Source organism: Rhodococcus sp. UYP9, assembly GCF_040547235.1.
Lineage (GTDB): Bacteria > Actinomycetota > Actinomycetes > Mycobacteriales > Mycobacteriaceae > Rhodococcoides.
On record NZ_JBEPPH010000002.1, the window covers coordinates 302,265 to 320,147 of the forward strand.

Below are 17,883 nucleotides of genomic sequence, written 5' to 3' on the forward strand. Positions count from 1 at the left end.
CGGGCAACCGATGCCAGAAACAGTAGAGTCGTTGATCCCGGACGAGGTCGCGGCCCGGATTGGAACGGTCGTAGCGACCGCGAAAGGTGCTGTCGTTCAGCGTGATTGGCAGCGTTGGGCCGTGTCCGTCCGCGAGGACAACCCGCTGTACTTCGACGGGGACTACGCACGTGAACACGGCTACGCAGACGTCATCTGCCCGCCGCTCTACGTGCAGTACTCGATCCTCGGCGTCACCCCGATCGACACCCTGCGCGTCGACGGCTCCTCCGGTGCCGCATCCGGGAACCTGACGTTTCCCAAGTGCCCCAAGCGGATGGCGGGCGGCGAGAGCACCACGTTCCTGCGCCCCTCCTACGACGGCGACGTGATCACCTCGGTGCGCACAGTCGAGTCGATCGTGGAGAAGCAAGGCCGCTCAGGACGTTTCGTGCTGGTGACGTGGAAGACCACGTACACCAATCAGCGCCGCGAACTGGTCGCCGAAGCAACGACATCGATGATCGCGCGGCCATGAGAGAAGGAAAAGAGTTGAGGGAGAACGCGATGGCGGACCAGCTGCACTTCGACGACGTCACGGTAGGGGACCAGATCACCACCCTGCGCACGAGCGTCGACGAGATCCAGATGTTCTTGTTCAGTGCTGCGACGTACAACGCGCACCGGATCCATTACGACAAGACCTGGGCAGTCGATGTCGAGGGTTACCAAGCGCCGCTGGTGCAGGGACCGCTTCAGGCCGCACTACTGGCGCGTGCCGTCACCGATTGGATCGGCGGCGCCGGCACCTTGGTGACGTACTCGGCGCAGAACCGCGCCGTCGCCTTTCCCGGCCAGGAGCTGGACTTCGTGGGAACGGTCACGGCCAAGCGTGAGGAAGACGGACGCGCTTTGGTGGACTTGGAGATTCGCGGTGAGCGCGACGGCGAGCTGTTGATGCCGGGCACTGCCACCGTCACCCTGCCACGCCGGACCGAGGCTGCCTGATGAGCGGACTACGCGGCGAAGCAGCCATTCTCGGCTTCTGCGAACTGCCGTCCCAGCGCAAGCAGACTCGCCCGGAGCAGTTCACCATCGAGCAGTGGGCGAGATTGTCGAAGATGGCGATCGACGACGCGGGCATCGACGCCTCCCAGGTCGACGGCATCGTCGCGCATGGTCTGGCCGAGTCTGACATGTTCGTTCCGGCCACGCTGTCGGAGTACATGGGACTGCCGTTGAACTTCGGCGAGCGGGTCGACCTCGGCGGCGCCACTGCAGCCGGCATGGTGTGGCGTGCGGCTGCTGCCGTGGAGCTCGGCCTGTGTGAATCCGTGCTCGTGGTCGTCCCGGGCTCGTACATGTTGCCGCGCTCGCAGCAACGCCCGGCCAAGGACCCCGGTTACTTCGGCGCGTCGAGCAACAACTTCGGCTCGCCTCAGGCGGAGTTCGAGATCCCCTACGGCAACCTCGGCCAGAATGCGCCGTACGCGCAGATCGCCCGACGCTACGCAGCCGAGTTCGGCTACGACCCGGAGGCGACCGCGAAGATCGCCGTCGACCAGCGGACGAACGCGTGTGCGACCCCCGGTGCGGTGTTCCACGGTAAGCCGATCACTCTCGACGACGTGCTCGCCAGCCCGATGATCGCGGACCCTATCCGGATGCTCGAGGTCGTCATGCGGGTGCAGGGCGGCGCGGGTGTGATCGTCGGTAACGCCGACGTGGCGCGCAAGTCGAAGAACCGTCCAGTGTGGGTCAAAGGCTTCGGCGAGCGGATCTCGTTCAAGACGCCTACTTACGCCGAGGACATGGTCCGCACACCCATCAAGGCGGCGGCGGACAGAGCCTTCGCGATGGCAGGCGTCGAGCGCTCCGACATCGACGTGGCGTCGATCTACGACTGCTACACGATCACCGTGCTGATGAGCCTGGAGGACGCAGGGTTCTGCGAGAAGGGCACCGGCATGGAGTGGGTCAAGGAACGCGACCTCACCTTCCGTGGCGACTTCCCGCTGAACACCGCAGGTGGCCAGCTCTCCTTCGGGCAGGCAGGCATGGCAGGCGGCATGCACCACGTGGTCGATGGCGTCCGGCAACTGATGGGACGAGCAGGCGAGGCACAGGTCGAGGACTGCAACACGGCATTCGTCACCGGCAACGGCGGAATCATGAGCGAGCAGGTCGCTTTGATCCTGCAAGGAGAATGAGTATGAGCACCGCAGAAAAGCCGTTTCCCGAGCCCACCCCGGTCACCAAGCCGTTCTGGGACAGCCTCCGCGAGCACCGGATCGAGATCCAGTACTCGCCGTCCTCGGACGAGTACGTGTTCTACCCGCGGGTGCTGGCGCCGCGGACCCTGGCAGACGATCTCGAATGGCGGGAAATCACCGGGCTGGGCACGCTGTACACCTACACCGTGGCCGATCGCCCCACCGCGCCGCCATGGGCGGACTCGCTCCCGCAGATCCTGGCCGTCGTCCAGTGGGACGTGGGCCCGCGGCTGAGCACGGAGATGGTGGAGGTAGACCCGGCAGACCTGGAAATCGGCATGCGCGTCGAGCCGGTGTTCTGCGACTATCCCGACCGCGACATCACGCTCCTGCGTTATCGCCCGGCCGCCAACCGAGACTGACGAGAGGAATCACAGATGTCACGGATGGCCGGCAAGGTCGCGTTGATCACCGGCGCAGGCGGAGGAATGGGCCGCACCCACGCGGTGCGGTTGGCCCAGGAGGGCGCGGACATCATCGCGCTCGATCTCGTCGAGGCAGGCCTTGCCGAGACAGCGGCGCTGGTTCGGGCCGAGGGCCGTCGAATCGTCACCGGTGTTGCGGACGTGCGAGACCTGGCGGCGACGAAGGATGCAGTCGCACTCGGCGTGGCCGAGCTCGGCAGGTTGGACACGGTGGTCGCCAATGCCGGAGTGACCGAGAACGTCGGCCCGTCGTGGACGATCGACGAGGCCCTGTGGGAGCGGTCGATGGCCGTCAACCTCACCGGGGTCTGGCACACCGTGCTGGCGGGTGTCGCGGCGCTGGAGGTCGCCGGCGGTTCGGTGATCATCATCAGCTCGACGGCCGGCATCAGCGCGGCTCCCGGCGCCTCGCACTACAGCGCAGCCAAACATGCGGTGGTCGGACTGGCCAGGACGCTGGCCAACGAGCTCGGCCCACAGTCGATTCGCGTCAATACCGTCCATCCAGGCGCGGTGGACACGGCGATGACACTCAACCCGGCCACGTTCGCCCGGTTGCGACCGGACCTCGAGGATCCAACGGCCGAGGACGTCGTCGATGTCCTCGCCGCGCGGCACCTGTTGCCGGTCCCCTGGGTGGAGTCGGTGGATGTGAGCAATGCGGTGGTGTTCCTGGCCTCGGACGAGGCGCGGTACATCACCGGCACACAACTGGTGGTCGACGCCGGACTTACACAGAAAGCGATGTCATGAGTGGGCGATTGGCGGGCAAGACGGCATTGATCACCGGCGGAGCCCGGGGGATCGGACGCGCGCAGGCGGTGCGATTCGCTCAGGAGGGTGCCGACCTGATCGTGGTGGACTGCTGCACCGCGGTAGCGCACTCGACGACCCCTGCCGCCAGTAGCGCGGATCTGGCGGAGACTGTCCGACAGGTCGAACTGCTCGGGCGACGGATCTTCGCCATCGAGGCAGATGTCCGCGAGCAGAGCGCGCTCGATGCGGCGGTAGCCCGCGGCGTCGACGCACTCGGCAGGCTCGACATCGTCTGCGCAGGCGCCGGAATCAGTTCCACCGGCAAAACCATGGAGCTCTCGTCCGAGGTCTGGCAGACGATGCTGGATGTGAACCTCACCGGGATGTGGAAGACCTGCAAGGCCGCTATTCCACACCTGATCGAGGGCGGGAGCGGTGGTTCGCTCGTCCTGGTCAGCTCCACGGCCGGCGTGCGGGGCCTGAACGGCATGGGCCACGTCGCCGCGGCCGAGCACGGGCTGGTCGGGCTGATGCGATCGCTGGCGAAGGAGCTCGAGCCACACAGTATTCGAATCAACATCGTGAACCCTTCCATGAGCACGGACGGAAGGGCGAGCCAGGACATCGCCGACGTGAGCCTGTTCCTGGCCTCCGACGAAGCCCGCTCCATCACCGGGATCACGATGCCTCTCGACATGGTCTACGCGTGAGAGCCCGGGTGACGTGCGTGCCAGTCGAAACAACACACTCTTCAGAAAGAAGGAATCGATCATGACGCGAACCAATGTGGACGTGGTGGTTGTCGGAGCAGGCCTCGCCGGCCTGTACGCGATGCACAAGTTCCGCGGGCAGGGACTCGACGTCCAGGGCTTCGAGGCAGCTTCCGACGTCGGTGGCACGTGGTACTTCAACCGCTACCCGGGTGCCCGCTGCGACGTGGAAAGCGTCGACTACTCGTATTCCTTCGACGATGACCTGCAGCAGGAGTGGGACTGGTCCGAGCGCTACGCTACGCAGCCCGAGATCCTGGCATACCTCGAACACGTCGCGGACCGATTCGACCTGCGTAGCGGCTTCGAGTTCGACACCCGAGTGGTGTCCGCGACGTTCGACGAGCAGGCCGCACGGTGGAACATCGTCACTGACAAGGGCGAGAAGGTGACGGCGCGATTCTGTGTGCTGGCCACCGGCGCGCTGTCCACCACGAACCTGCCGAACATCCCGGGCCGCGACAGCTTCGGCGGAGAGATCCTGCATACCGGCGACTGGCCGCGCACCGGGGTCGATTTCGCCGGAAAGCGGGTCGGTGTCATCGGCACCGGATCCTCGGGCATCCAGTCCATCCCGCTGATCGCCGAGGAGGCAGCGACGCTGCACGTCTTCCAGCGCACCCCGAACTTCTCCGTGCCCGCGAGCAACCGCCCGCTGGACGAAGAGACTCGCCGTGAGCAGAAGGCGACTTACGCCGAGCGTCGACGCAAGAGTTGGGCCAGCGGTGGTGGTTCACCCTTCGTCTCGAACCCGAAGAGTGCGCTCGAGGTTCCGGCGGACGAACGGGAGGCAGAGTTCGAGCAGTACTGGGAGCTCGGCGGGGTGTTGTTCGCCAAGACGTTCGCGGACCAGATGAGCGACATCGAGGCCAACAACTTGGCTCGAGGCTTCGCTGAGCGCAAGATTCGCGCGGTCATCGAAGATCAGTCCGTGGCCGACGTACTGATCCCGACGGACCACCCGATCGGGTCCAAGCGCATCGTCACCGACTCCGGTTACTTCGCGACCTACAACCGCGACAACGTCACACTGGTGAATCTCCGCAAGGCGCCGATCACCGCCATCGACGAGACGGGCATCGCGACTGCCGACGCGCACTACGACCTGGACATGATCGTGTTCGCCACAGGCTTCGACGCGATCACCGGTTCACTGGACCGCATCGACATCCGTGGACGCGACGGGGTACTGCTGCGTGAGGCATGGGCGGCAGGACCGCAGACACTGCACGGCATCGCTGCGGCCGGCTTCCCCAACATGTTCCTGATCACCGGACCCGGCAGCCCCGGCGTGCTGGCAAACATGGTGCTGGGTTCCGAGCAGCACGTGAACTGGATCGCGGACGCGATCGCGTACCTCGACAGCAACGATTACGCGGTCATCGAGGCAAGCGAACAAGCTGCTGTGGACTGGATGGCCGAGTGTGCCGCCGTCGCCGCGAAAACTTTGTTCCCACAGGCCAACTCCTGGTACATGGGTGCAAATATCGAGGGCAAGCCGCGTGTCTTCATGATGTATGCGGGTGGTTTCGGCAACTATGGCCAGAAGATTGCCGAGGTTGCTGCGGCGGGGTACAAGGGGTTCGATCTCTCCGCGCTCGCTGCAAGTCAGGAGTGACGTCACGGCGGGTCTGCAGCGGGGATGCGGGCCCGCTTGACGGTGATCTAAATCTCTTTTACTCTTTGGTGTGTGATGAGATACCAAGTATCACTCAGTGATTCATGCCCTCGGTTCGGCTCCGTAAAGCTGTGATTCGACTCGAAACTGATCTGGGGGAGTGCCATGACCATCGTTGACATGAACGACACAAGGTTCGCCGGCCGGGCCATCGGCGCACAGTCCAGGTCGGTCCTGCCGCCGTCGATGGTCGAACGCATGACCCTGATCCTGGACGCGTTCGACGGTCGAGCAGCCCGGCTGTCCCTCGAAGAGATCTCGTTCTGCACTCAGCTTCCGCGGTCCACTGTTCACCGCATTCTCGATCAGCTCATCCGGCTCGACTGGGTGAATCACTCTTCGGTCGGTTATGGCCTCGGTGCGCGTGCCCTCGGACTCGGCGGCGGTGACGGTGGACGTAGCCAGATTCGCGAGGCTGCAGCACCGATCCTGCACGAACTGCACATGCAGACCGGGATGGTCGTCCATCTGTCCGTGCTCGACGGGCCCGAAAGCGTCTGTCTCGACAAGGTCGGTGGACGGTTCGCCTCCGCGCTGCCATCCCGCGTCGGTGGCCGGGTGTCGGCACACGCGACGGCCGGTGGAAAGGCGATGCTGGCGTGGCTGGATCCCGAGCATGTCGACACCTTGTTCGGTCCGACCCTTCCCCGCTTCACCGACCACACCATTACCGACCTAGCGGTCCTGCATCTGGAGTTGAACCGCATTCGTCAGCGCAAGGGGCTGACGTTCTGTCTCGGCGAGTCGGTCAGTGGGATCGCATGCGTGGCATCGGCGATTCGTGGCTACGAGGGTCCGGCCGGCGGTATCGCGCTGTGTGGGGAGATGCGGACTGCACAACTCGAGCGAGTTGCGCCTTTGGTGGTGGATGCCGCTCGTGAGGTCACGCGGACTCTGTTCCCCGAACTGGGAGCCCCTCGCCGTGCCCGCAAAGCTCTGTCGATGAAAGCCAACTGACCCCACCTCTGCATAGCGATGTGAGCTGGCGCACAATTGTCGGCAATGACTCAGTCGACAGGTCCCGAGCCTGCGCTGGCGGCAGGTGAAGACCCGCGCCGCTACGCGCAGATACTGGCGGCCGTCTACGACGCGACAATGGCGGGCGGTAAGGGTCCCGCCCGGCCGCGCGAGGTGATCGGCGACTCGTGGCGTCGGTTGCAGACTCTCGGGATCGATCCCGAACAGAAATCGATCTCACCCTCGCTCGTCGACATCTCCGATCTCGAGCTGAGCCGTCGAGATTCGGGTCTGTTCGACGTCCTCGACGATCTGGCTCGAGGTTTGGAATCGGTGGTCCAGGACGGCAACAACATTCTCGTCGTGGCGGATCGTCACGGGCGGGTGTTGTGGCGCAGTGGCTCGACATCGGTGCTCGATCGCGCAGACGGACTCGGATTCGTCGAGGGCGCCAGCTGGGCCGAGGATTCGGTAGGAACCAATGCCATCGGAACAGCGTTGGTTTCACGTCGGGCCGTGCAGATATTTTCCGCGGAACACTACGTGCGCAGTCACCATCCGTGGACGTGCGCAGGCGCGCCCATCAAGGACCCGCGCACCGGTCACGTCCTCGGCGCACTGGATGTCAGCGGGCCCGCAAACACCGTGCACCCGACGACCCTCGCATTGGTCGATGCCATTGCCCGTCTTGCCGAATTCCAACTGCGTGAACATCATCGGCAGAACTTGGACCGGCTGCGTTCGGTCGCTGCCCCCATGCTCGCCCGGCTGCATTCCCCCGCATTGGCCGTCGACGCCAACGGGTGGGTAGCGGCCACCTCGTCCATAGCGCTGCGCACTCGAGTTCTACTGCCCGAGGATCTGGCCACGGGACGATTCTGGATGCCGACGCTCGGTGTGTGTGAAGTCGAGCCGTTGCCCGGTGGTTGGCTCGTCCGGCCGACCGGGATGGCGGAGAGCGCATCGGTATCCGAGACGGCCGGGGCCACCACGATCTACATCGACTTACGCCATCCGCAGCACACGCGGGTACAGATCCGTAGCGAGGTCGGGGAGTGGACACACGAGCCGACGCCTCGTCACGCAGAGATTCTCTACCTCCTGGCGTGCCATCGGGAGGGGCGGACTGCGGCACAGATGGCGGCGGATCTCTTCGGTGACGGCGGAAGGGCGATCACCGTGCGAGCCGAAATGTCACGCCTCCGAAAGCAGTTGTCCGGCGTGGTCATGACCCAGCCCTACCGGTTCGACGCGTCGGCGACCGTCGAAATTTTGCTGCCCGAGGACATCAGCAGACTGCTGCCGCATTCTTCGGCACCCGCGGTTCGGGCACGACGTATCAGCTGACGACATGTTGAGCGCTCGGTAGGCGCGCTCGACTGCTGCCGAAAGCTCTCGTGCATACTGCTGGACGAAGCACTAAGCAAGCCAGTCGCAGGGGGAAGCCGGTCGAAATCCGGCGCTGACCCGCAACGGTGGGCTGTCTCTTCTCGTAGAGATGGCGAGTCCGATTACCCAGCGGCTGTGTGTGCGACACCTATTCGTCGTGGTCTACGAATCGGCAGTCCTGCGCGTGGGTGATTTTTTGCTGCGCGTCGACTCTCAATTTCGTGGCTCTGAGCTCCAGTGAGGTTCATATGTCACCATCTACTCCCTCCATCGTCCGAATTGTCGCGGTCGGATCCGCTGCAGCGCTGCTCTTCGCGGGCTGTTCGCGTGGCGACTTGGTAGACGCCACCTCGACCGGGGCCGCGTTCGACGAGCCGGTCTCCATCTCCAACTGCGACCTCACCCAGCAATTCGATGTCCCTCCGCAACGCATCGTTTCCATGAACGACCACGTCACCGAGGTGCTCATCGCGATGGGAGTCGCGGACCGGATCGTCGGGATGGGCTACCAGAACGCGTCGCCCACTGCGGAGACGGCAGATGCATTCGCACAGATCACCGGCCTCGCCGATGAATACCCGACGAAAGAGCAGATCCTCGATCTCGACCCCGACCTCGTCGTGGGCGGCATGCGAAGCGCATTCAACGACAAGGAAGGCCGCTCCCGCGAATCGTTCACCGACGTCGGCATCGCGACGTTCCTGTTCTCCGAGTATTGCGGATCGGGATTCCCCGACATCGGGATGCTCGAAGACGACTATTCCCAACTCGGTGAGATCCTGGGAGCCGAGGATGCTGCGAAAGACGTCACCGACGGGGTCGTGGCAGGCCTGAACGCGGTGGGCGAGAAATTGACCGGCGTGCCTCCGACCCCGACGTTCTTCTACGACTCCGGTGAAGACGTTCCCACGACCATCGGGGGCGTCGGCGTCGGGCAGGTCATCGCGGACTACGCCGGGGCGACGAACATCTTCCCCGAAGGCGAGCGGCCTTACCTGGACACGACGTGGGAGATCATCGGCGAACGCGCACCACAGGCGATCGTCGTCCTCGACTACGGTGATACCTCCGCGCAGGGCAAGATCGACTTCCTGAAAAGTCAACCGATCATGGCGACGACGCCTGCCGTCCAACGCGACAACTTCATCGTCGTACCGCTCGACGACTTCTTCGAGAGCCCGCGACTGGTGATGAGCGTGGACACCATCGCACGCGCACTGCACCCGGACCGGTTCCAGGACTGATGGCTACCGCCGTCGAAACACGCACTGCGCCTGTCGAACCCGCGTCGAACCGGCGTTCACGCTTTCCGCTCGGAGTGGTTCTTGCACTGCTGACCATCGGTCTTCTGGCTGCGATCGCCGCGGCAGCATCCTTCGGGTCGGTGCGGATTCCCGTCGGCGACGTCTGGGCGATCGTGATGCACAAGGTGATGCCGGGAGCGTTCGACTCCTGGTGGACCGAGGCTCGCGCAGTGATCGTCCTCGACTCACGTCTTCCGCGGTCGTTGACGGCAGCGGTCGTCGGTGCCTCGCTTGCGATCGCGGGCGGTGTCGCACAGGCAGTCACGCGTAACCCGCTTGCTGATCCGTACCTGCTGGGAGTCTCCTCGGGAGCGGGCTTCGGCGTCGTGGTGGTGATGGTGCTCGGTATCGGAGCGGGTGCGCTCGGGGTCTTCACCATTCCAGCGGCCGCCTTCATCGGGGCGATGATCCCGTTGTTCCTGGCATTGTTGATCGGTGGCAGGTACCCACAGTCGACGGCGATCATCCTCGTCGGCGTCGCATTGGGCGCCGTGTTCTCGGCGTTGATCACCTTCACTCTTCTCGTATTCGCCGACGAACACACCCTGAGCGGTGTGTTGCATTGGCTGGCAGGAGGATTCGGCGACGCGCGCTGGTCGACGCTGACTTTCCCCACTCTCGCACTCCTGGTGGTCGGCACCGTGGTGTTGCTCAGTGCGCCGCGGATTGACCTGCTGAAGACGGGTGACGACGGCGCCGCGGCTCTGGGATTGAACGTCCAGCGATTCCGTGTACTTCAGCTCCTGGCAGTCTCGATGCTTGCCGGTGCGGCCGTATCCGTCGGTGGCGGAATCGGTTTCGTGGGTTTGCTCGTACCTCATCTCGCGGGGTACATCGTCGGTACCCGGGCCATCAGGTTGCTTCCCGTGGCGGCGCTGCTCGGGGCGGTCGCGTTGGTGGGGGCAGATACGCTTGCGCGATCGGTTGCCAGCAGCACCGAGGTGCCGGTCGGAGTGGTCACCGCACTGGTCGGCGCACCGATCTTCGTGTTCATGCTCTCTCGTCAGTACGGAAGGGCCGAGCGATGACTCTGTCGATACACGAGGTCACTGCCCGGCTCGGATCACGAGAAGTGTTGCACAGCATCGATTTCAGCGTCCGCCCCGGGGAAATTCTGGGGCTCGTCGGACCCAACGGTTCAGGTAAGACCACGGCGCTGCGCTGCTGCTACCGTGCGCTGACACCGGCATCCGGTTCCGTCCTCGTCGACCATGTCGACACACGGTCGATGAAACGCGCGGAACTGGCCCGGACCGTCGGCGTCGCAGCACAGGAACCCGAGGCGTCCGTGGGACTGACGGTCCGAGAATCGGTCGCGCTCGGGAGGGTGCCGCACCGCGGCTGGTTCTCTCCCCCGACCGCATCCGACGACGAGGTAGTGGCATCCTGTTTGCATCGGATGGAATTGTCCGCTCTGGCCGACCGTGATGTCGGCGCATTGTCCGGCGGTGAGCGGCAACGTGTCTCCATTGCCCGCGCGCTGGCTCAACAGCCGCGCATTCTGCTGCTCGACGAGCCGACCAACCATCTCGATCTGCGCCACCAACTGATCGTCATGAGTGCCATTGCCGACCTTGCTGCCGACGGGCTCGCTATCGTCGTCACCGTGCACGATCTGCGTCTGGCCGTCGAGTACTGCTCCTCGCTGGCGGTTCTCGACGGTGGATCCGTCGTTGCCTCGGGCCCGACCGCCGAAGTGCTGACCGACACGTTGCTGGCGGAGGTGTTCGGGATTCGCGCGACGGTGCGTACCCATCCGAGGCCCGTCTTCGATGTACACGGGCTGGCGTGAGCGTCTATGCGCGTGCTGCGGCGCGAGTACCGGGCCTCGGTGAATACCTCGAAGGCCCGTTCGATCTTCCTGCGTCGGTGATGCTCGACGCCGACTGGATTCGGGCTCGCGTCGTCGACACCGGGGTGCGGTGGAACTGCGTCGACGATCGGGTCAACGGCACCCTGTGGTGGTATTCGGCCAGCTCGACCCTCGCTTTCGTTGCTGTCGCCACCGCGATGGTGACCGGTGAGGCCGCAGATCCAAGCCTCGATACCGCACGCTGCTTCCTGCGGCCCAACGGCTATCTAGGTGGGGTGAGCACCGAGCGGACCATCTCGACCGAGCAACTGGCACCCGCACTGGACGCAGCGTTCGCGCGCATCATCGACGTGCTCGCCGAGGTGTCGGGAGCCCGCCGACAGGCGTTGTGGGCAATCGCGACGGACTCCATCGCCAACCGCAGCCTCGACGTGGGGGCCGCCCTCGGTGACAGGACCATCGGCAGTCGCTTCGCTATGTCGTTGATCGCGAATATGCAGGAAACGCTGCCGTCGCCGAGATTCGTCGACGTGGGGGGCTGCCGGTTCACCCAACGCTGCTCGTGCTGCCTTTTGTACGAGACCGCGGGAGCCGACAAATGCACCAGCTGCCCTCGACGAACGCCGGCGGATCGTCGGCGTGGACTCGAACGAGCCGCCCGCTACTAGAGCTCGAGCGATACGACCACACTGTCCACCGATTGTGCGGCCAATGTAGGAGGGGCCGCATAATCGGTGGATGGCAGTTCGGTTCTTGCACGAGACGTCGCGTTTTCTTGCCGTCTCCGACCCTGGCAGGCTTCGACTGCGCAGTGCAACGGCAACGACGCTGACCTTGGTCCTCGCTATTGCATTCCTTCTACCGGCGTCGAATCTGATCGGTCAACCGATCACGGTCGCGCTGTTGGGCTCCGTCGTTGCGATGCAGTCGGCTGCGGCGGTGAAGGACAAGGACCAGCGCAGCCGCGTCATTACCACCCTGCTGCTGTTCTTCCCGGCCGCCGCTGCGGTCTCGCTGTCGGCGGTTCTGTCGCAGTTCGGCGCGGTCGCCGATGTCGGATTCATCATCGTGCTCTTCACCGCGGTCTGGGTCAGGCGGTACGGCCCACGTGGAACCGCACTGGGCATGGTGGCCTTCATCTGCTATTTCTTTGCCCTTTTCCTGCGTGCGCAGCCAAGCCAGATTCCAATTTTCTTGGTATCGATCGCGTGCGGTGTCGCGATATCGCTGCTCGTTCGGACGGTAATCCTCCCGGAGCGGCCAGCGGTAGAACTGCGAAGACTTGTACGGGCGCTGCGGGCGGCGTCGATAGATGTGCTCGAAGTCGCATCGAACCGAAGCGAGCGGGATCTCGCGACACTGCGCAAGAAGCTGGATCGGTTCGGCCGCACCGCCCTGTTGATCGACGACTGGCTCGACCGCAACGACGCCGCCCAACTCTTCAGCGTCAGCAGCAAAGACCTTGCGCTACGCATCTTCGATGCCCAGATCGTCACCGAACAATTGGTGAGCGCACTCTGGGCGCTCGATCCGAAGGAATCATGGCCGGAGCCGCTCGGTGAGGCTACGGCTGCCTTGGGTTCGAGCCTGCAGAACAATCCATCCGAAGATCAACTGCGCGCCGCGCGACGTCTCGCGGTGGCAGCGGCGGACAAGGCGGACCCGTCGACCCAAGCCGGAATTGCCACAACTATCACCATGCGGGCAGTGCAGGCGCACAGCGCAATTCACCACATCGCCAGCAATGCCTTGCGCAAGGATCCGCAATCCCATGCGGGCGAGAAGGACGAGGTCGCCGGCGGCGATGAATCCACCGGCTTGAATCCCAGTACGAAGGCAGCCATTCAGGTTGCCGTAGCCACCAGCGCTGCAACGATTCTCGGCGAACTCATCTCCCCCGATCGCTGGTACTGGGCAGTTCTGACGGCATTCCTGGTCTTCACGGGAGCATCGACACGCGGTGAGATACTCTCCCGTGCCAGCCACCGTGTTGTCGGAACCATCGCCGGCGTACTTGCGGGAGTTGTGTTGTCCGCCCTCGTCGGACCTGATCGACCACTTCAACTCGTATTACTGGTCGTATGCGTGTTCTGTGCGTTCTACCTCGTCACCGTTGCCTACTCGCTGCTCGCCTTCTTCATCACGGTGATGCTCGCGATGTTGTACGGCCTCCTGGGAACTTTCAGTCTCGAGGTGCTCGAGCTACGAATATACGAAACCGTCGCGGGAGGACTGGTAGGCATCGCGTCGGCCTACTTCATCTTCTCCACCGGAACACGATCGACGTTTGTAAAGAAGGTCGACGACTACCTCGACCAGATGGCGACAATCATCGACACGAGCATCGACTCTGTGGTCGAACCTGGGAATGCAACGAACCTCGTTGCCGACATGCGCAGGCTCGACAACGCGTTGAAAGAACTCACGACGGCCGGCAAACCGCTGGAACTGGGTCCGACCACCCGGACTCGTCAGGGTGCCAAGCGGTTGCTGCGGATAATGGCGGTGAGCAACAGGTGCGGACATGCGCTAGCCCGAGCAGGGGTCGGCGCATCACGCGCCGAACCGGAATCACGACCGTGCGAGGCGACGATACTGGCTGTCCGAGAGGCCGCGGAGGTAACGAAATCTACGATCAGCGATGTCAAACGAGCCATCTCAGGTGAACACGTCGAGCCACCGGAGAAACTCACCGAAACTTCCGCCCACGACGTCATGCTCGAGTCCAAGACCACCTCTGGATCCGTGCGTAGCCTGGTCCGCGCGCTCGGTACCTTGAATCGCACGATGGGGGAAGCTCTCAGCCGCGCCTGACCGTCGCCGAAGTTTCCAGCCGCTACTAGGGGCTGTAGTAGTCAGTTGTAAGGTGTGCCCATGACTTCCCGGCCCGACGGTCGCGCACGCGTGCGCGGTGCATTCGTCGGTGCCGCATCCGGTGCGCTGAGTGTCGCCGCGCACGGTGTCGGTGGGGGAGCCATGATGCCGAGCGAAGCGGCTTTGATTCTGCTCCTCGCAATCAGTGCCGCGGTGGGTGGAGCGGTCGCAGCTCTCGGGGAGCGTGGGGGATGGGCTTCGACGCCGGCGACCCTGATCTTCGGACAGCTGCTCGGCCACACGATCTTGACGATTGCCGCCGAACATGATCACGGGTCTTTCCTGACCCCCACGATGGCCTGTGCTCACGCATTCGCAACGGTATTGTGTGCGTTACTGATTCGCGCCGCCATTCTGGGGTATGGGCATGCACTGTCCATCCTCCGTCGTATTCTCCCGGTGCTGAACCTGTCGATTCCGGTGCAGGAGTTTCCCCGCGCCGGTGCACCCGAATATCGTCCCGATGTCGTTCTTCGGCTGTTGGTGTGTTCCGGGGTCGGTACACGCGGGCCTCCCCGCCCCGCCTGACCTCACCCTTTTCCGAAGCGGCGCGCCAATTGATGGCGGAGTCTCGCTTCGGCACATCCACATCCGAACGAATCGAGCACACCCATGCCTGAAACCGGCACGGTCGAAGGCGGCACAGTTCTGCCCTCGACCGATGCATCGGGGTCGACAGGTTCCCGACCCCGCCCGTCCCTGGTGATGCGATTGCACTTCTACGCAGGCATTCTCATCGCCCCGTTCATTCTCGTCGCCGCCATCAGCGGCGGTCTCTACGCACTTGCTCCCACCGCGGAGAACATCGTCTACAGTGATCTGCTGCAGACGAATTCTTCTGGCCCGACTGTCTCCGTCGCCGAACAAGTCACTGCAGCGCAACAGGTTCGACCCGACCTGACGGTGTCGGCAGTGAGGCCTTCGACCGAGGTGGGCGACACCACCCGGGTCATGTTCACCGACACCTCTCTCGGCCAATCCGAGCAGATGGCGGTGTTCGTCGACCCGGTGACCGGTCGCTCCGTCGGTGAGTCCGTCGTCTACGGCAGTAGCAATGCTCTTCCGATGCGCACCTGGATCGGTCAGCTACACCGAAACCTGCATCTCGGTGAACCGGGACGCATCTACAGCGAACTCGCTGCCTCCTGGCTGTGGGTCGTCGCGCTCGGCGGCGTTGTCCTATGGGTGCGACGCTACCGCCGCGGTGGACGCCTGTTCACCGTCGACCGTTCTGTCGAAGGTCGCGTCCGTACCAGGAATTGGCATGGAGGAGTGGGTATCTGGATCGCGGTCGGGCTGATCTTCTTGTCCGCTACCGGTCTGACCTGGTCGGCCTATGCGGGCGAGAACATCACCGGGCTCCGGACTGCGCTGAAATGGACCACTCCGGCATTGAGCACGTCGGCGGGCGAACATGCAGGGCACGACATGTCCGCGATGGCACCCATCGCCCCGGACTCGTTCGGTTCCACCGTCGGCCGGGTCGATGCCGTGCTCGGAACTGCTCGATCGCAGGGTATCGACGGCACGGTCGAGGTCACCATTCCCACCGATCCGAGTTCCGCGTTCGTCGTTACACAGACCCGGCAACCGTTCGTATTCTCGCCCAGCTCGATCGCCATCGACGGAGCCACGAACGATGTGGTGGACACCAACTGGTTCAGCGAGTGGCCCCTCGCGGCGAAGCTCTCGACGTGGGGTATCGCGTTGCACATGGGCATTCTGTTCGGCTTGGTCAATCAGATCGCGCTGGCTCTGCTCGTGGCCGCACTGGTCACCGTCATCCTTCGCGGGTACCTGATGTGGTGGCAACGACGTCCCGTGGGCGCAGCGGTGGGTAGGCCAGCTGCTCGCGGCGGGTTCGCACGCCGATCCCTCTGGAAAAAGGCGGCTTTCGCGATCGGGTTCGCCGCCCTCGGGTGGTTCGTGCCACTGCTCGGAATCAGCCTTCTTGCATTTCTCATCATCGATGCCGCACTCGGACTTCGGCATCGAACCAACACTATGGAGGCATCATGACATTCGGAAAAACATTGCTTGTGGCACTGGCTGCCGGAACGCTGCTCGTCGGCTGCTCCTCGAACGACGCCCCGACGACCGAGGCGGATTCCGTCACCGTCAGGGAAGCGTGGGTCAAGGCGGCAGACGACGGCATGACCTCGGCATTCGCTGAAATCCAAAACACCGGGGAGGGGCAGGTGCGCGTCGTATCCGCGCAGTCGCCTTCGTCTCCGCTGGTGGAATTGCACGAGATAGTTTCCAGCGCAGATGGTTCCATGGTCATGAAGCCCAAGGACGGTGGCTTCGTCGTCGCAGGTGGCGACACCAAGGTGCTTCAGGCAGGCGGCGACCACATCATGCTGATGGGGGTGAGTGCACCGTTGGACCCGGGTAGTGACACCGAGTTCACGCTGACCTTCGAGGACGGGTCGACTTCGACGTTCACGGCGCAGGTCCGCGAGTTCGCGGGCGCGCAGGAAAACTACGGTGGCTGAGCGGACACCTCCGCATCGCACGAGAATCAGTCGGCGACACCTCCTCGGTGGAGGTGTCGCCGCACTCGGCGCTGCCGGATTGACCTACGGAATCGCCAGGGAGCCGGCTGAATCCGAATTCGGAGGCCTGACAGTTCCCTACTACGGTGAGCACCAGTCCGGGATCTCCACCCCAGCGCAGGCCCATGGAATGTTCGTGGCTTTCGACTTGCGGGCGGGCACGACCAAGTCCGATGTCGTCGGCATCATGAAGATGTGGACAGCCGATGCTGCGCGATTGACGCAAGGATTGCCGGCATTGGCCGATACCGAGCCCGAACTGGCACTGGACCCAGCAAGGCTCACCGTCACTGTCGGATTCGGCCCCGGCGCATACGACGCCTCCGGCATAACCAAGCCGGGGTGGTTGGCCCCATTGCCAGAGTTCGGTATCGACCGACTCGAATCACGTTGGAGCGGAGGTGATCTACTGCTACAGCTGTGCGCCGATGACCCCGTTTCCCTCGCGCATGCAGTCCGCGTGTTGGCCAAGAATGTGCGCTCGACGTCGTCGATCCGCTGGGTTCAACGCGGCTTTCGAGCAGCACACGGAGCGCAGCCCCCTGGCACCACGATGCGGAATCTGATGGGGCAGGTCGACGGTACGGAGAATCCAGATCCAGCAACGGATTTCGATGCTCTGGTGTGGGACAGCACCGGCGGAACTTCACTGGTGTTGCGCCGAATTGCCGTCGAACTCGATACTTGGGACGAGTTGGATCGTGGAGGAAGAGAGTTCGTACTGGGGCGTCGACTCGACACCGGGGCGCCGCTGACCGGGAAGCTCGAGCGTGACGTCGCGGACTTCGAGGCTACCGACCGCTTCGGTATACCGGTGATCTCACCGGCTTCGCACATCGCCCGTGCGCACCACACGCATGACGGTGAGCGCTTCTTCCGTCGCGCCTACAACTACGACGACCCACCGTCGGATGACAAGACCAGCAACTCGGGCCTGATCTTTGCGGCTTTCCAACGCGATATCGACAGTCAATTTCTGCCGGTGCAACAACGTCTGGACGCCCATGACGCGCTCAACGAGTGGACGACCCCTATCGGGTCTGCGGTCTTCGCGATTCCGCCGGGGGTCGAGGAAGGCGGCTATCTGGGCGAGCAGGTGTTCCGATAGCT

Annotated in this window: 18 protein-coding genes and 1 riboswitch; all 18 genes read left to right on the plus strand. The window is 63.9% G+C overall.

What is annotated here, in order from left to right; genetic code table 11:
• Positions 1–10 precede the first annotated feature (10 nt).
• The 18 genes from ABIB36_RS07730 to ABIB36_RS07815 all read left to right on the plus strand — a co-directional run bounded on the left by ABIB36_RS07730 (position 11) and on the right by ABIB36_RS07815 (position 17,881).
• Entirely contained in the window at positions 11–517 is a 507-nt protein-coding gene (locus ABIB36_RS07730) for a MaoC family dehydratase (RefSeq protein WP_354559907.1), read from the plus strand.
• Between the two features lie 29 nt (positions 518–546).
• The gene (locus ABIB36_RS07735) at positions 547–987 is read left to right on the plus strand and encodes a MaoC/PaaZ C-terminal domain-containing protein (RefSeq protein WP_084345893.1); all 441 of its coding nucleotides are present in this window, start codon (positions 547–549) and stop codon (positions 985–987) included.
• On the plus strand, positions 987–2,189 hold the full coding sequence (locus tag ABIB36_RS07740) for a thiolase family protein (RefSeq protein ID WP_084345572.1): 1,203 nt from the start codon (positions 987–989) through the stop codon (positions 2,187–2,189). Before ABIB36_RS07735 ends, ABIB36_RS07740 begins: the two co-directional genes overlap by 1 nt.
• A 2-nt stretch (positions 2,190–2,191) precedes the next feature.
• Entirely contained in the window at positions 2,192–2,614 is a 423-nt protein-coding gene (locus ABIB36_RS07745) for a Zn-ribbon domain-containing OB-fold protein (protein ID WP_088941921.1), read from the plus strand.
• Positions 2,615–2,629: 15 nt separating this feature from the next.
• Positions 2,630–3,430 (plus strand): mycofactocin-coupled SDR family oxidoreductase, encoded by an 801-nt coding sequence (locus ABIB36_RS07750; RefSeq protein WP_354559904.1) that lies wholly within the window; start codon positions 2,630–2,632, stop codon positions 3,428–3,430.
• Positions 3,427–4,143: an SDR family NAD(P)-dependent oxidoreductase gene (locus ABIB36_RS07755; protein WP_354559902.1), complete on the plus strand. Its 717-nt coding sequence runs from the start codon at positions 3,427–3,429 to the stop codon at positions 4,141–4,143. Before ABIB36_RS07750 ends, ABIB36_RS07755 begins: the two co-directional genes overlap by 4 nt.
• Before the next feature lie 61 nt (positions 4,144–4,204).
• Complete coding sequence (locus ABIB36_RS07760) at positions 4,205–5,821, plus strand: flavin-containing monooxygenase (RefSeq protein ID WP_354559900.1); 1,617 nt, start codon at positions 4,205–4,207, stop codon at positions 5,819–5,821.
• 165 nt (positions 5,822–5,986) lie between these two features.
• Complete coding sequence (locus ABIB36_RS07765) at positions 5,987–6,838, plus strand: IclR family transcriptional regulator (RefSeq protein WP_502944892.1); 852 nt, start codon at positions 5,987–5,989, stop codon at positions 6,836–6,838.
• A gap of 45 nt (positions 6,839–6,883) precedes the next feature.
• Entirely contained in the window at positions 6,884–8,185 is a 1,302-nt protein-coding gene (locus tag ABIB36_RS07770) for a GAF domain-containing protein (RefSeq protein WP_354559896.1), read from the plus strand.
• 44 nt (positions 8,186–8,229) lie between these two features.
• Positions 8,230–8,375, plus strand: a riboswitch (cobalamin riboswitch).
• Between the two features lie 100 nt (positions 8,376–8,475).
• Positions 8,476–9,471 carry an ABC transporter substrate-binding protein gene (locus ABIB36_RS07775; RefSeq protein ID WP_354559894.1) on the plus strand — a complete coding sequence of 332 codons (996 nt, stop codon included), beginning with the start codon at positions 8,476–8,478 and terminating at the stop codon, positions 9,469–9,471.
• Positions 9,471–10,559 (plus strand): FecCD family ABC transporter permease, encoded by a 1,089-nt coding sequence (locus ABIB36_RS07780; RefSeq protein WP_084345566.1) that lies wholly within the window; start codon positions 9,471–9,473, stop codon positions 10,557–10,559. The genes ABIB36_RS07775 and ABIB36_RS07780 overlap by 1 nt, the downstream gene beginning before the upstream one ends.
• Positions 10,556–11,323, plus strand: coding sequence for an ABC transporter ATP-binding protein (locus ABIB36_RS07785; protein ID WP_084345565.1), 768 nt, complete (start codon positions 10,556–10,558; stop codon positions 11,321–11,323). Before ABIB36_RS07780 ends, ABIB36_RS07785 begins: the two co-directional genes overlap by 4 nt.
• A complete protein-coding gene (locus ABIB36_RS07790; RefSeq protein ID WP_354559891.1) occupies positions 11,320–12,012 on the plus strand; it encodes a (2Fe-2S)-binding protein in 693 nt (230 codons plus the stop codon). Before ABIB36_RS07785 ends, ABIB36_RS07790 begins: the two co-directional genes overlap by 4 nt.
• Positions 12,013–12,082: 70 nt before the next feature.
• Positions 12,083–14,158 carry an FUSC family protein gene (locus tag ABIB36_RS07795; RefSeq protein ID WP_354559889.1) on the plus strand — a complete coding sequence of 692 codons (2,076 nt, stop codon included), beginning with the start codon at positions 12,083–12,085 and terminating at the stop codon, positions 14,156–14,158.
• A gap of 60 nt (positions 14,159–14,218) precedes the next feature.
• A complete protein-coding gene (locus ABIB36_RS07800) occupies positions 14,219–14,746 on the plus strand; it encodes a hypothetical protein (RefSeq protein WP_256895479.1) in 528 nt (175 codons plus the stop codon).
• An 84-nt stretch (positions 14,747–14,830) separates the two neighbouring features.
• Positions 14,831–16,237 (plus strand): PepSY-associated TM helix domain-containing protein, encoded by a 1,407-nt coding sequence (locus tag ABIB36_RS07805; RefSeq protein ID WP_179142179.1) that lies wholly within the window; start codon positions 14,831–14,833, stop codon positions 16,235–16,237.
• The gene (locus ABIB36_RS07810; protein ID WP_354559887.1) at positions 16,234–16,713 is read left to right on the plus strand and encodes a copper chaperone PCu(A)C; all 480 of its coding nucleotides are present in this window, start codon (positions 16,234–16,236) and stop codon (positions 16,711–16,713) included. The genes ABIB36_RS07805 and ABIB36_RS07810 overlap by 4 nt, the downstream gene beginning before the upstream one ends.
• The gene (locus ABIB36_RS07815; protein ID WP_354559885.1) at positions 16,706–17,881 is read left to right on the plus strand and encodes a Dyp-type peroxidase; all 1,176 of its coding nucleotides are present in this window, start codon (positions 16,706–16,708) and stop codon (positions 17,879–17,881) included. The genes ABIB36_RS07810 and ABIB36_RS07815 overlap by 8 nt, the downstream gene beginning before the upstream one ends.
• Positions 17,882–17,883 lie beyond the last annotated feature (2 nt).

Bases quoted from the DNA above. Each gene is read 5' to 3' on its own strand.
- ABIB36_RS07735 (WP_084345893.1), top strand. From the start codon at position 547: ATGGCGGACCAGCTGCACTTCGACGACGTCACGGTAGGGGACCAGATC.
- ABIB36_RS07810 (WP_354559887.1), top strand. From the start codon at position 16,234: ATGACATTCGGAAAAACATTGCTTGTGGCACTGGCTGCCGGAACGCTG.
- ABIB36_RS07795 (WP_354559889.1), top strand. From the start codon at position 12,083: ATGGCAGTTCGGTTCTTGCACGAGACGTCGCGTTTTCTTGCCGTCTCC.
- ABIB36_RS07775 (WP_354559894.1), top strand. From the start codon at position 8,476: ATGTCACCATCTACTCCCTCCATCGTCCGAATTGTCGCGGTCGGATCC.
- ABIB36_RS07760 (WP_354559900.1), top strand. From the start codon at position 4,205: ATGACGCGAACCAATGTGGACGTGGTGGTTGTCGGAGCAGGCCTCGCC.
- ABIB36_RS07745 (WP_088941921.1), top strand. From the start codon at position 2,192: ATGAGCACCGCAGAAAAGCCGTTTCCCGAGCCCACCCCGGTCACCAAG.
- ABIB36_RS07765 (WP_502944892.1), top strand. From the start codon at position 5,987: ATGACCATCGTTGACATGAACGACACAAGGTTCGCCGGCCGGGCCATC.
- ABIB36_RS07770 (WP_354559896.1), top strand. From the start codon at position 6,884: ATGACTCAGTCGACAGGTCCCGAGCCTGCGCTGGCGGCAGGTGAAGAC.
- ABIB36_RS07730 (WP_354559907.1), top strand. From the start codon at position 11: ATGCCAGAAACAGTAGAGTCGTTGATCCCGGACGAGGTCGCGGCCCGG.
- ABIB36_RS07740 (WP_084345572.1), top strand. From the start codon at position 987: ATGAGCGGACTACGCGGCGAAGCAGCCATTCTCGGCTTCTGCGAACTG.
- ABIB36_RS07780 (WP_084345566.1), top strand. From the start codon at position 9,471: ATGGCTACCGCCGTCGAAACACGCACTGCGCCTGTCGAACCCGCGTCG.
- ABIB36_RS07800 (WP_256895479.1), top strand. From the start codon at position 14,219: ATGACTTCCCGGCCCGACGGTCGCGCACGCGTGCGCGGTGCATTCGTC.
- ABIB36_RS07750 (WP_354559904.1), top strand. From the start codon at position 2,630: ATGTCACGGATGGCCGGCAAGGTCGCGTTGATCACCGGCGCAGGCGGA.
- ABIB36_RS07755 (WP_354559902.1), top strand. From the start codon at position 3,427: ATGAGTGGGCGATTGGCGGGCAAGACGGCATTGATCACCGGCGGAGCC.
- ABIB36_RS07785 (WP_084345565.1), top strand. From the start codon at position 10,556: ATGACTCTGTCGATACACGAGGTCACTGCCCGGCTCGGATCACGAGAA.
- ABIB36_RS07805 (WP_179142179.1), top strand. From the start codon at position 14,831: ATGCCTGAAACCGGCACGGTCGAAGGCGGCACAGTTCTGCCCTCGACC.